Origin of the sequence: Ekhidna sp. (assembly GCF_965212185.1) — a bacterium.
GTDB lineage: Bacteria > Bacteroidota > Bacteroidia > Cytophagales > Cyclobacteriaceae > Ekhidna.
Window position 1 is genome coordinate 2,406,347 of the sequence record NZ_OZ243102.1, and the last position, 14,189, is coordinate 2,420,535.

General features: G+C 39.6%; 10 protein-coding genes. 8 read left to right on the forward strand and 2 right to left on the reverse strand.

Going from position 1 to position 14,189, the window contains the following annotated elements:
- Window positions 1-22 precede the first annotated feature (22 nt).
- Window positions 23-2,740, forward strand: coding sequence for a triple tyrosine motif-containing protein (locus tag ACOMC3_RS10390; protein WP_420315819.1), 2,718 nt, complete (start codon window positions 23-25; stop codon window positions 2,738-2,740).
- Here the strand turns inward: ACOMC3_RS10390 and ACOMC3_RS10395 are convergent.
- Window positions 2,711-3,271 carry an EF-hand domain-containing protein gene (locus ACOMC3_RS10395; RefSeq protein ID WP_420315820.1) on the reverse strand — a complete coding sequence of 187 codons (561 nt, stop codon included), beginning with the start codon at window positions 3,269-3,271 and terminating at the stop codon, window positions 2,711-2,713. The two genes, ACOMC3_RS10390 and ACOMC3_RS10395, sit on opposite strands and share 30 nt — an antisense overlap.
- A gap of 25 nt (window positions 3,272-3,296) precedes the next feature.
- The gene (locus tag ACOMC3_RS10400) at window positions 3,297-4,010 is read right to left on the reverse strand and encodes a DUF4197 domain-containing protein (protein ID WP_420315821.1); all 714 of its coding nucleotides are present in this window, start codon (window positions 4,008-4,010) and stop codon (window positions 3,297-3,299) included.
- 67 nt (window positions 4,011-4,077) lie between these two features.
- Here ACOMC3_RS10400 and ACOMC3_RS10405 point away from each other — a divergent pair, with 67 nt between their 5' ends.
- From ACOMC3_RS10405 to ACOMC3_RS10435, 7 genes are all read left to right on the forward strand, one after another.
- On the forward strand, window positions 4,078-5,322 hold the full coding sequence (locus tag ACOMC3_RS10405; protein WP_420315822.1) for a competence/damage-inducible protein A: 1,245 nt from the start codon (window positions 4,078-4,080) through the stop codon (window positions 5,320-5,322).
- 51 nt (window positions 5,323-5,373) lie between these two features.
- On the forward strand, window positions 5,374-6,696 hold the full coding sequence (locus ACOMC3_RS10410; RefSeq protein WP_420315823.1) for a dihydrolipoamide acetyltransferase family protein: 1,323 nt from the start codon (window positions 5,374-5,376) through the stop codon (window positions 6,694-6,696).
- A gap of 10 nt (window positions 6,697-6,706) precedes the next feature.
- Window positions 6,707-7,588, forward strand: coding sequence for a cation diffusion facilitator family transporter (locus tag ACOMC3_RS10415; RefSeq protein ID WP_420315824.1), 882 nt, complete (start codon window positions 6,707-6,709; stop codon window positions 7,586-7,588).
- A complete protein-coding gene (locus ACOMC3_RS10420; RefSeq protein ID WP_420315825.1) occupies window positions 7,566-8,534 on the forward strand; it encodes a lipid A-modifier LpxR family protein in 969 nt (322 codons plus the stop codon). Before ACOMC3_RS10415 ends, ACOMC3_RS10420 begins: the two co-directional genes overlap by 23 nt.
- Window positions 8,535-8,714: 180 nt before the next feature.
- Window positions 8,715-9,782, forward strand: a complete 1,068-nt coding sequence (locus tag ACOMC3_RS10425; RefSeq protein WP_420315826.1) for an efflux RND transporter periplasmic adaptor subunit — start codon at window positions 8,715-8,717, stop codon at window positions 9,780-9,782.
- Between the two features lies 1 nt (window position 9,783).
- Window positions 9,784-12,843, forward strand: coding sequence for an efflux RND transporter permease subunit (locus ACOMC3_RS10430; protein ID WP_420315827.1), 3,060 nt, complete (start codon window positions 9,784-9,786; stop codon window positions 12,841-12,843).
- A complete protein-coding gene (locus tag ACOMC3_RS10435) occupies window positions 12,840-14,135 on the forward strand; it encodes a TolC family protein (protein WP_420315828.1) in 1,296 nt (431 codons plus the stop codon). The genes ACOMC3_RS10430 and ACOMC3_RS10435 overlap by 4 nt, the downstream gene beginning before the upstream one ends.
- Window positions 14,136-14,189 lie beyond the last annotated feature (54 nt).

The window sequence follows — 14,189 nt, forward strand, 5'->3', positions numbered from 1 at the left end:
TGACATCCATTAATTTCGGGTAATGAGACACTTAATGCTGGTTCTATTTTGTCTTAGCCTATACTCCCTCTTTGGACAAAAAGGTGATTTTCTACTAACTCACCATTTTCCCCGTCATTCTAATATAGATAATTCCAACTTTGAAATCATAAGTGACAACCACGGAAGGCTTTGTATCGCTAATCGTTCTGGGGTTTTAAAATACGATGGAGAAGCCTGGGATTTTTATGAAACTCCTTCCTCTGCCCTATCCATTGCTGTGGATTCTGCTGATGTTGTCTATGTCGGTTGCATAGGCTCAGTTGGTATGATTGATTTTCACAATAGAAGCATCCAATATCAACCCATCTTCGAAAATGATTCCCTAAGCGACCTGTTTCTAGAGACTCATTTCTTCATGAATAAGGTCTATTTCATGGGAAGTAACAACTTAATCATCTATGATATCGAAACGAAAGAGGTAAAACACCACAATGGCGACTATATCAATATTTATGAATTGGATGCGCAAGTATTTGTAAACACTGCAAATGATGAAACATACTTAATTCAGGATTCACTGACTTTAATTTCACCTTTACAAAAGGTTGCATACTCATGCAAAAGAAAGGGGCAGTCAGAGCTTATTGTCAATTTTGATAACGAACTATTTGAATATGAGAGTTTTGAATTTAAATCACTTGCACAGAATGAATACATAGATAAACTTGGATTTGAAGTTAAAGAGATCCAATGGGTCAATGATTCATTGTTTGTTTGTTCAACATTTGAAAATGGGTTAGTTCTATTCAATAAAAACGATCCAAAATACGTGGAAGTCACAGATTATCATGCAGGACTACCTGACAATGAGGTCTTCACCATTCATACGGATAATTCAGACGGCATTTGGGCGGCACATCAGTTTGGAATAACGCACATTGCACCACTTTTTCCTGCTTACAGTTATTCACACTTTCAGGGAATCAACGGTAATCTTACCAGCGTTTTAAATCATCAAGATGAGCTGTGGGTGACCACAAGTTTGGGACTGTTCTACTTCGACCGTGATACAATTTTTGAAAACAAGGTGTACTATGAAGTGCAACGAACTACAAAGAAATCCAACACCAAAAAAACACAGACTCAAACAAAGGAAGAGGAGGAAAAACCGATATTAAAACGTCTGTTTGGTAAAAAGAATAGAGCTAAGGAAACCACAGAAAAAAAGAAAAATGGCCTTTTTAGTTCAATTGCTAATCTATTCGATGATGAATCAAAGGTTGATAAGGTAAAAGGCAAGCTTGATAAGAATACGAAATATATCAGGAGGGTCAGGAAGATCCCGGTTGACATCAATTATTCATTCAAGAAGGTAGATGGAGCTAATGGAAAATTTTTATCCATCTTTCCATTCAAAGATAAGCTTCTTGGCATCAGTACTTCCGGAATATATGAAGTCACCAAAGAGGGGGCTCAAATCATTATTACTGAAAATGTACGATCCTTTCTTGTGAATAATTCAGATCAATTAGTGATTAGCACTGCAGATCTGGAATTAAAGATTTTTAAGCTTATTAGTGAAGTATGGGTTGAGCAGGTTAGCCAAACGATTAACGACATCATCGTAAGTATGCAAAAGGGCGATAATAATGAAATGTGGATGGCAGGAACCTCAGCTATTTATCGCTCAGAAGCCACTGATTCTACGTTTACCATTACGGATCAACTGGCACTGAATAACATTTTTCTAGATGAGGTGAATATAATTGACAGGAATGACACACTTTATTTTGTCAATTCTTTGGGATACTTCTTCTATGATTCCAATAGCAATCAGGTGATGGAAGATTTAGCAATGAAAGCATCCCTTGGTTCTCCGATCCATCATTTGTATGATCCTGTTGAAAGAAGTATTTGGGTTTTCAATGGTAAAGTTTGGAATCATATAAAAGAAAATGGGCGCATTGAAAAACTTGAATATTTGGGTCTTTTCGCTGATCTGAGATCCATTACTATCGATCAATCGTCAAATAAATTATGGTTAATCACAGAGAACAATGAACTCTTAAAGTACGACCCATCCAAAAGAGGTGGTTTGGAGAGTTTCAATTTCTTTTTGAAGAAAGTTTCAAATGAAAATGGAGAGATCGACCAAACTAAAAAGTTCACCTTAAACTATGATGAAAACTTTCTAAGTATAGAATTATCCAAGCCAGACTTTCTAGGATTACTGAATCCTGAATTTCAATATAGATTAGAGGGGTTGCATAGTGATTGGTCAGAATGGACAAAGAGTAAATCAATCGATTTTAGTTTCCTTCCAGAGGGAAATTATAAGCTAAGAGTAAGAGCACGAGATGCATTTGGTCGAATGGAAGAAGGGGAAGTTCTTGCTTTCAATGTGGAACCACCCTATTGGCAAACCCCATGGTTTTATGCCATCCAAATAATGTTTTTTGGCGGGTTGGTGTTTTTCTCCACCAAGCTCAATCAGGACAGCTCTAAGAATCGACTCCTCCGTAGTGGGCTCACCTTACTTACACTAGTATTGATCATTGAATTCTTACAAAGTGCTATTGGTTCTCTCTTTAGCTTCAAAAGCACACCAGTGGTAGATTTCTTACTGGATGCATCCATTGCATTTATGATATTTCCATTAGAACGATTGCTGAGGGAGCTAATGACTAAAGGCAAGGTGAAAGTGAAGATTAAAAAAGAGCATTTACCATTAGTCCGTAAGAACGCCTCTTCCAAATAACCAATTTCCCGGATCATCGGGATTGTTACTTCTGAAAAATTCCTTTACGGCACGGATCAATTCACCTCTGCTAATGAGGTCATCGTTATTACGGTCTAATTTTCTGAAGGATTTTGCAGCAAAACGAACCTCAATTCTGTAGCCAACGAGTAGGTCAATGTATTCATCTAAATTGATATAACCGTCATTGTCAGTATCGAAATTGTCAAAGATTTCTCCTACAAATTCATCTACATAATGACTAAATATTTCCTCATCACCATTTATAATCACCTGCTCTGCAAATTGCATCCAATGATCCCAATTTGCTTTTCCATCATTGTTGTTTACGAAAAGATTAAAATGATTCCAGCCATCTTCAAATCGTTTTTGAATCACCTCATATTTAGGATCTCCTTCTTTGATTCTCCATAGAATGCAGAGATTTTCTGCAATACCGACAAAGTCATCTTTGTTAATTATTCCATTGCGGTCATAATCAAGAACATAGAAAAACCGTTCTAACTTGTTGATTTGCAATTCCGTGAGCATGATAAGTGAGTTTGTGCGAAAATAATTAATCTTGTTCTTTAAAGACTCTTTTTAGAAGATCAGTTGTTCTTGATGCCGGATTGGCCCGTATATTTTTCTCTTCTTTAGCGACCATAAAAAACAAGCCTTCCATCGCTTTTTCTATCGCATATGTTTCCAGATCAGGATTTACAGTCTCTACTAGTGGGATTTTATTGTACCTCGTGATTATTTCTGAATAATATTTTGTTGCGTTGGTTTCTTCCAGGGCACGTTTCACGATTGGACCAAATCGTGATCTTAACTCATCACTTGTCGTACGCTTTAAATAATCTGTTGCTGCCTCTTTATTATCTCCTTTTAAGATGGTCCATGCATCGTTAATGGTCATTTGTCTAATGGCACTGACAAATACAGGCTTTGCTTCCTTAGCAGCTTCTTCTGCTCCACGATTGAGTGTTTTAACAAACCGATCTACCTGACTACCCAAACCAATGTCTCTTAGTGTATTTTCTACTTTTTGAACATCCGGTGGAAATGGAATTTTAATGCTCGGATTTTTGAAATATCCATCCACTTTACCAACCTTCTGTGTGCCCGTACTGATCCCCTGAATCAGCGCTTCTTTGAGCCCACTCGCCACTTGCTCGCTAGTCAATCCTTCTTCGTAACCGATTGCATCGGTAATGGACTGAATCTGCTGAGCTGTACACCCAAACAAAAGAAATGCAATAGATACAATTTTAATGCTCGACTTCATAGCTAAATGGTATTTTTGAGGCTTTATAAAAGTAGCAAATATTATTCACTGTTATTTCTGAAAATCTATGCCTGCAAAAGCTATTCTGATCTCTATTGGAGATGAAATTCTTTATGGACAAACATTAGACACCAATTCACATTGGATAGCTGGAGCGTTAGACAGTCTGGGCATCCGTGTTTCGAAAAAACTAACCATAGCCGATACTCGAGAAGACATATTGTATTACCTGAAGGAATCAGAAGATCAGGCAGATGTTGTACTTCTGACAGGCGGTCTGGGGCCAACCAGTGATGATCTTACCAAACCTTGTCTGGTTGAATATTTCGGTACTCAGCTTGAGCGAAATGAAGAAATGCTCGAAAACATTCGGCGATTATTCAAGAAAGCAGGACGTGAAATGTCGGAAGTACATGAACAGCAAGCAGATATGCCCGCCAATTGCACACCCGTAGCTAACAATATGGGTACGGCTCCCGGAATGTGGTTTGAAAGAAATGGTAAAGTAATCGTCTCTATGCCGGGTGTACCCTATGAGATGAGAAAAATGATGGAAGAAACGGTGCTCCCAAAACTTTCTTCCATGTTTATAAAAGATAGCATCTATCATCGGATGATACGAACCATTGGCATTGGGGAATCTGCTTTAGCTGAAATAATTAAAGATTGGGAAAAGAGTCTTCCACCACACATCAAATTGGCGTATTTACCAACGATGGGAAGTGTGAAATTAAGGCTAACCACCTCCGGTGAAAGTGAGCAAACTAAAAAAGAGGTTCAGAATAAGATTGATGAAGTACTTCCTCTAATAAACAAATACGTTTATGGTTTTGATGATGAAGAAATCGAAGAAGCAATAGGCAGAATGCTAAAAACCCGAAACTTGAAGTTAGCAATTGCTGAAAGCTGTACTGGTGGATTTTTATCCCATAAGATTACCTCTGTTGCCGGGAGCTCGGAATGGTATAGCGGAGCTCTGGTACCATATTCCAATCAATTGAAAAATGAGCAACTTAAGGTTGATAACAAAATCATGGAGGAACATGGGGCTGTCAGTGAACCAGTTGTTTTAGCTTTGGCAAAAAATATCCGTGAAGTATTTAAAGCAGATGTTGGTGTTGGAATAAGTGGAGTAGCTGGACCTGGCGGGGGATCAAAAGAAAAACCAGTTGGCACTGTATGGATTGGATATTCGGATGAAAAGAAAACCGTAGCTAAGAAATTTCAGTTTGTAAGAGACAGAAACATCAATATAGCCTATAGTGTTGTTGCTGCTTTAAACATGATTAGAATAAACTTAGATAAGGATTAACAAAATTATTATCTTTGAGAACGAAATAAACAACCTAAAACAAAATATAATATGGCAACTGTAGAAATGGTAATGCCTAAAATGGGCGAAAGTGTGATGGAGGGAACCGTGCTATCATGGTTAAAGAACGTAGGCGACACCATAGAAGAAGATGAATCAATCCTGGAAGTAGCTACAGACAAGGTTGATACCGAAATTCCTGCAACACATGCCGGAGTACTGAAAGAGGTATTGGCTCAAGAAGGTGATGTGATCGAAGTAGGTAAGCCAATTGCAGTGATCGAAACTGAAGGAGACGTAGGAGGATCAACCCCAGCCCCTACTGAAACACCAAAAGAAGAAGCTAGCCCAGTGGCACAAGCTGAAGCAATCGTCGAAACGGCCATAAGTACCGCATCTGCAAGTAATGGCACTGCTGTACCCCGAACTTCGGATTCTGGTAAGTTCTTTTCTCCGCTCGTTAGAAGCATTGCCAAAGAAGAAGGGATATCGGTTGCTGAACTTGAGTCCATCAACGGATCTGGAAAGGAAGGAAGAGTCACTAAAAACGACATCCTTAACTTCGTAAAAACAAGAAAATCAGGTGCACCAGTCACTTCTACTCCAGCAGCAGCTCCAACTATGCAATCCGCCTCTCATCAGCCTATGCCTGTTGCAGTAGATGGTGGTGATGAAATCATCGAGATGGATAGAATGCGTAAGATGATCGCCGAACGAATGGTGGCATCCAAACACATTTCTCCACATGTTACGTCATTTGTAGAAGCAGATGTAACCAAAGTGGTGGCCTGGAGAAATAAAGTGAAAAATGAATTCCTGAGTAGAGAAGGTGAAAAACTAACGTTTACTCCTATACTTATTGAAGCAATCGTGAGAGCGATTAAAGACTTCCCAATGATCAATGTCCAGGTTGATGGCAACAACATTGTGAAGAAAAGAGCCATAAACATTGGTATGGCTACCGCTCTACCTACCGGAAACCTGATCGTGCCTGTCCTCCATAACGCAGATCAGTTAAGCTTGGTGGGTATTACCAAAAAAGTAAATGATCTTGCAAAACGAGCAAGAGAAAACAAACTTAAGCCGGATGAATTACAAGGTGGTACGTATACCGTGTCTAACGTGGGATCATTTGGCAATGTGATGGGAACACCAATCATCATGCAACCACAGGTCGCTATTATGGCTCTTGGAGCGATCCAGAAAAAACCATCGGTAGTAGAAACACCTGAAGGAGATATGATTGGTATTAGAAGTAAGATGTTCCTTTCACACAGCTACGATCATAGAGTAGTGGATGGTGCACTAGGTGGTATGTTTGTCAGAAAAGTGGCAGATTACCTTGAAGAGTACGATTTGAATAGAGGTATATAAAAAATAAGCTGTGGCGCATACGCACCACCATCATGACAACAAATCAGAAGGCAACATTCGTGTTGCCTTCTTTCTTAATCTCAGTTTTACCATAATTGAGATCATTGGAGGACTATGGACTAACAGTATCGCCATTCTATCCGATGCATTGCATGACTTTGGCGATAGCCTTTCGCTTGGTGTTTCATGGTATTTTGCAAAGCTCAGTCAGAAAGAAAGTAATCAGAAATTTTCTTACGGATATACCCGGTTTTCCGTATTAGGTGCCCTGATCAATTCGGTAGTTCTAATTACCGGATCTATTTTCATTGTAGTGGAAGCATTCCCCAGGTTACTTAATCCGATTTCACCCGAAACAGAGGGAATGATTTATTTGGCCATAGGTGGCGTGATTGTAAATGGGGCTGCCGCTTTACGGTTAAGTAGAGGTAAAAGTTTAAATGAAAAAGCGGTCTACACACATTTACTTGAAGATATCCTGGGCTGGGTGGCAGTGCTAATTGGAGCGATAGTTATGCACTACTGGGATTTTCCGATCATCGACCCTGTACTTTCAGTTTTAATCGCCGGATACATCCTATATAATGTCTTCAAAAATTTGAAGGAGAGTTTTCAGATCATTCTCCAAGGCACACCGAGTGATGTGAGTGTAAAAAAAATTCATGAAGTCATTATGGATATTCCTCAAGTAAAAGCAGTGCATGATTGCCATACCTGGTCGATGGATGGAACTTATCATATTTTGTCTATTCATCTGGCTATCGAAAAAGATTTGCAGTTATCCGAATTACAAGGGATAAAAAAGGAAGCAAAGTCTCGTATGTCAGCTTTAGGTATCAATCATACGACAATCGAGTTCGAAACATTAAATGAAGAATGTGATCCATGTTAATTTCGCAGCGATGAAATATGCTGTGGCTCTGCTTTTTATTTCGATTTCAATTTTGGTTTCTGCCCAGAACAAAAATCTTACACGAGAACTACAGGTTGAAAATGAGAATGACGCTTATACTCTCAACCTCTCCAGAGATCAGTACTATACGAATGGGGTAGCTCTGCGCTATCGCATGATTACAGATTCATCAAGATGGAATAGTCGTTTAGAAAAGGTGATTAGATCCTATGATCTCAATCATCGCATTTATACACCTAAATTTTTGGATTGGGAAGATGTGGAAGACATGGATCGGCCGTATGCCGGACAAATCAGCATTGCTGCTTCCAACGAGTATTACATGAAAAATAACAGCTATTCAAAAATCAAACTGGAGCTTGGATGGATGGGTCCATCCTTGCGTACTGGAGATTTACAGTACAATTGGCACAAATTGTTTGGGATGACCTTGCCGCAGGGATGGGAATATGAAATCAACGATGCGCCCATTTTCAATGCCTATGGAGCCTTTGCTAAAACATTGGCATCCGCCAATGGTATTGACTTAAACACCGAATCAAATGTGGCACTGGGTACAACGTTTTCTCACATCCGACAAGAGTTTATGGTCCGAATGGGTAATTTCAAGTCGATTCAAAAATCTACTCAGTACAATGGCGTATTGGGGATTTCAAACGATGGACCTGGTCAGCATGAGTTTTATTTTTTCTTAAGTCCGGGAGTTGAATATGTAGCATATAATGCTACGATTGAAGGTAATTGGTTAGGCAAAGAATCCATTTATGTGGAAACCAGGGAACCCTGGGTTTTTCAAATGAGGGCTGGGATTATGGCTAGTTGGACCAAGTTTGATTTCGCGCTGATCTACTACAGAAGGACAAAAGAGACTACAGAGGCCCGTTTTCACAAATTTGTTGGCATTCGAATGAGTCAACGGTTTTAGAGAATCTTATATTCCCATCCACTACTGACACCTTCCAGATAAATCTTTAGGGGGTGTGTATAATTAGCTTAGCCTCTTACGGATAATTTTTTCAACTTTGCTACGAGCAAATCGAGCAAGAACCTTACCATACCTAACAATCACGGCTCTTTTTGGTCTACAAGTAGCTAAATTTCAAAGATGAACAAATCAATCAAGAGAGTACTGTATGTGATCATTGCTTTAGTGATCATCGGATTGATCGCCTATCCAAAACTGCCTGAAATCACTTCTGATGATGAGAATATGGCCTCCGGCCAATCTCAGAGTGAAGATTTGACTGTAAATGCGATGGTGGTTCAAACAGAATCTCTCGAAAATGTTGTGAATGTTACCGGGTCTTTGATTGCAGATGAATCGGTTATTTTGAATTCAGAACTATCGGGTAAGATTGAAAAAATCTCATTTAATGAAGGACAGCAAGTCGAAAAGGGAGCTGTCATTGTCACATTGAATGATGAAGAAATATTGGCTGAAATTGAAAAACTTCAATTCACTAAAAAGCTCAATGAAGACAATGAATACCGCCAAAAAGTCTTACTTGAGAAAGAGGCCATTAGTAATGAAGAATATGAAACAGCTTTAACAACTCTGAATACTGTTAAATCTGAAATAAAAGTACTTCAGGCGAGATTAGAAAAGCATTACATTAAAGCTCCATTCGCAGGAATCATTGGCTTCCGAGACATTGCAGAAGGGAGCTATTTAAACCCAGGTGCTCGCATCACTGAGTTGTACAAGATCAATCCAATTAAATTGGAGTTTAAAATTCCTAGTAAATACATCAGCCTTGTAAACAAAGGAGATCAATTATCATTTGAAGTAGATGGATATGATGAACAATTCACAGGTGAAATTTATGCGGTTGAACCATTGATTGATCCTCAAACACGGAGCATTAGTATTAGAGCTAAAGCAGATAATAAGAACAATAAGTTATTCCCTGGACAGTTTGCCCGAGTCAGACTGACCTTGGAAACCATACCTGATGCGATGCTTATACCAACAGAATCGGTTATTCCTGAATTGAATGGGAAGAAAACATTTTTATGCAAAAACGGAAAAGTCAGCAGTGTGCAGATCACCACTGGCATCCGAACAGAGGATAGAGTTCAAGTTACCTCCGGAATAAACAATGGTGACACAGTAATAACAACAGGAATTTTACAGATCAGACCTGGAATGCCAATAAATGTAGCGATCAAGTAATATGTCCAGCCTCTCCAATACAAGCATTGACCGGCCGGTTCTGGCTATAGTGATGTCGATTGTCATCATACTTTTTGGTGTCATTGGGTTCAATTATCTAGGAGTTAGAGAATACCCGAGTGTTGATCCGCCGGTAATTACAGTTTCTACCAGCTATACGGGGGCCAGTGCGGATGTGATCGAAACACAAATCACAGAACCTCTTGAAGAATCCATTAATGGGATAGATGGCATAAAAACTCTATCCTCAATTTCTGCTGATGGCCGAAGTACCATAACGGTAGAATTTAATCTGGAGGTTGATCTGGAGACTGCTGCTAACGACGTACGTGATAAAGTTTCCCGAGCTATTCGTAACCTACCACCTGATGCCGATCCTCCGATTGTCACGAAAGCTGATGCAGACAGTAGCCCAATAATTGCCTTACGGATTTATAGTGAGCAAAGAAACTTATTGGAGATGTCCGAAATAGCAGACAATCTATTTAAAGAGACTTTTCAAACAATTCCGGGTGTCAGTGAAGTAAGGATCTGGGGTGAAAAAAAATATTCCATTCGATTGTGGATGGATCCTGACAAGCTGGCTGCCTATCGGCTCACTCCTTTAGATATTCTCAATGCAGTTGGAGATCAGAACATTGAGCTCCCATCAGGAAGAATAGAAGGAAGTGCAACAGAATTAACCGTAAGAACTTTTGGTAGGCTTTCCTCCCCAGAGGAATTCAATGACCTCATTATTCGTGAAGAAGAAAATGACATTGTCAGATTTAGAGATATTGGACGTGCCGAATTCTACCCCGAAAATGAGCGTACAGCACTTCGTAACAACGGAATACCTCTTGTACTTAATGCGATTGTTCCCCAGCCCGGATCCAATAACCTGGACATTGCAAAGGAATTTTATAAAAGACTTAAGTCTTTGGAGAAAAACATACCTGAAGACATTCAAACTGAGATTGCATTTGACAATACAGAATATATCCGGGAGTCCATTGACGAGGTGAAACAGACCATCTTTATTGCATTTGGACTAGTTGTGTTGATCATCTTTGCTTTTCTCAGAGATTGGAGAACCACGTTCATTCCAGTCATCACAGTACCGATAGCTTTGATTGGTTCTTTCTTTGTGATGTACCTACTCGATTTCAGTATCAATGTTCTTACGCTTCTGGGCATTGTTTTAGCAATAGGCCTGGTTGTGGATGATGCAATCGTAGTGTTGGAAAACATTTACACGAAGATTGAAGATGGGATGGAGCCCGAAGAAGCTGGTAAAAAAGGAACTAAGGAGATCTTCTTTGCTGTGATTTCTACTACAGTAGCCTTAACATCTGTATTTTTTCCAATTGTCTTTTTACAAGGCCTAACAGGTCGTTTGTTTAGAGAATTCGGGATAACTGTAGCAGTGGCTGTGGTTATTTCTTCATTTGTAGCTCTTACGCTTACACCCATGCTTTCGAGTAAAATGTTGAAAAAGCGTGAGAAAAAACAGTGGATTTATGCTGTTACTGAACCATTTTTTGTATGGCTAAATAAGCAATACAATCAGGCACTTGATCGCTTTATGGGTAATCGATGGATATCAGGAGTAATCGTTTTAATAGCAGCAGGATTGATCTACCTCTTTAGCGGAATTCTTCCATCTGAACTCTCTCCATTAGAGGATCGGGGACAATTCAGAATCTTCGCAACAGGCCCTGAAGGTGCAACGTTTGATTACATGGATGGATATGCCACCGATATGACCAGCATGCTTTTGGAGAGCATTCCAGAGGCACAATCTATTATTTCCATTACGAGCCCAGGTTTTTCCTCATCAGCTGCAACCAATGCTGCTTTTGTTATTGTAAAGCTTAAAGATGGCCAGCAAAGAGAGAGATCTCAGCATGAAATAGTACAAGCAATCCGGCCGAAGGTGGCTGAGAATACCAAAGCACGAGCATTTATTTCTGAACCAGAGTCTATAGGTAGGAGTTTTGGCGGCCTCCCGGTAAGTTTTGTGATTCAGGCTCGAACTCTGGAGCAACTCAAAGAAGTGCTCCCGGAATTTCTTGAGAAAGCAAGAGGTAATGATGCTTTCAGCTACATAGATTTAAATCTTAAATTCAATAAACCAGAATTAGGAGTTCGGATTGACCGGGAAAAAGCCCAGTCAATGGGGGTGTCTGTTCGAGATGTCGCTCAGACATTGCAATTAAGTCTTAGTGGTAATCGTTTCGGATATTTTATCATGAATGGAAAGCAATACTACGTCATTGGACAATTGGATCGACACAACAGAAATGAACCATTAGATCTGACATCTATTTATGTCAAAGCCAGCAACGGCGAACTGGTGCAATTAGACAATCTTGTCACGCTCGAGGAACGCTCCACCCCTCCTCAGCTATTCCATTATAATCGATTTACTTCTGCAACCGTGAGTGCACAATTAAGCGAAGGTGTTTCTCTGGGTGAAGCGTTGAACCAAATGGATGTCATTGCAAATGAAGTGTTGGATGATCGATATCAAACGGCACTTTCAGGATCTTCGCTTGAATTCAAACAAAGCTCCAGCAATCTTTACTTTGCATTTGCCTTGGCCTTAATTCTTATCTACTTAGTGCTGGCAGCTCAATTTGAAAGTTTTAGAGATCCATTGATCATTATGTTTACAGTGCCTCTTGCACTTTTAGGAGCAATGTTCAGCTTATGGTACTTCAATGAGACAATGAATATATTTTCACAAATAGGCATGATCATGCTTATTGGCCTCATTACTAAAAATGGAATTCTTATTGTAGAATTTGCCAACCAACAGAAGGCTGCCGGCATGGATATCATGGAGTCCATAAAAACAGCTTCTAAAATGCGTTTTCGTCCTATTCTAATGACCAGTCTTTCGACCATCCTTGGAATACTGCCCATTGCCCTTGCATTGGGTGCCGGTTCCGAAAGCAGGGTTTCCATGGGAATAGCCGTCATCGGCGGAATGATCATTGCTACGTTTTTGAGCTTGTTTGTAATTCCGGCGATCTATTCATTTCTGACCAGTAAAGAAAAAAGATTGGCTCGCTTATGATCAAGCTGTTATTCATATTCACTCTATTTCAAACGAATGATTCTACACTTACGGAGGATAAGGCGATAGAACTTGCATTAAGTAACAACTTCGACATCCGCCTGGAGGCGTATAATTTAGAAATTGCCAAAAACAACAATACTGCGGGAAATGCTGGGATGCTACCAACCATAGGATTGAACGGAAATAGCAGACAAAGTATTCAGAATACAGAACAGCAATTTATTTCAGGTGAAGGTCAAACACGAGATGGGGCAAAAACGACCATCTATAGCGCTGGGGCAAGCCTTGACTGGACACTCTTTGATGGCTTCCGAATGTTCGCTACAAAGGAAAGACTTGAAGAAATTAGTCAACTGAACGAAATGGTATTTAAAAGTCAAGTGCAAGATGCCATCGCTGATGTATTAAAAGCATTTTACAATACTGCTTTAGAGCAAGAGCGACTTGCCCTCCTTGAAAGCACGCTTAAACTTTCTGAGGAACGTGTTTCCATCAGCAAAGAGAAATATGAAATTGGTAAGGCGAGTAAACTTGAGTATTTACAAGCGCAGGTGGACTACAATTCAGACCAATCCGCATTAATAAGACAACAAGAAGTGATTGCTTATCTAAAACTGCAGCTCATTCAGCTGATTGGAATTCAAGATGGGTATGAAGAATTTGATTTAGTATACGATCTCACTGATTTTGATACCGCTCTAGACCTGGAAAACCTGGAAAGTGAGGCGGTTCAGCAAAATCCATTTTTGCTACAGCTCAGAAGTCAACAAGAAGTAAGCTTATTGACAATAAAGGAGAATGAGCGCGATCGATTACCGTCATTAGATTTCAATCTCGGTTACAATTATTCCAACCTGAGTGCTGAAGCTGGCTTTTTACAAAGCAATATTTCCAGTGGAATTACTTATGGACTAACAGCTACCATGACACTATTTGATGGAATGAATAAAACAAGAACCATCCAAAATGCTCGTATCATGAGTGAACAATCACTAACAGCCTATCAGCAAGGTGAGGCACAACTTAGAACAGCTGTACGATCCGGAGTTTTAGTATTGAGAAATGCAAAAATGCTAGCAGAGCTAGAGCAAAAGAACTTTGATGTAGCTAAAGAAAATGTAACCATTGCCCTTGAGCGTTATCGCGTTGGTAAATCAAATCCGCTTGAAATCCGTGAAGCTCAAAACAATGCGGTCGATGCACAAATTAGATACATTGAATCCCTGAACATGGCTAAGATTGCAGAGATTGAGTTATTAAGACTGACAGGCAAGATGCTAGAGAAGTAGTGTTTTTCTCCATTAATGACTCTCTGAAAAAGGCAATTTCAAGCAAGTTATTTC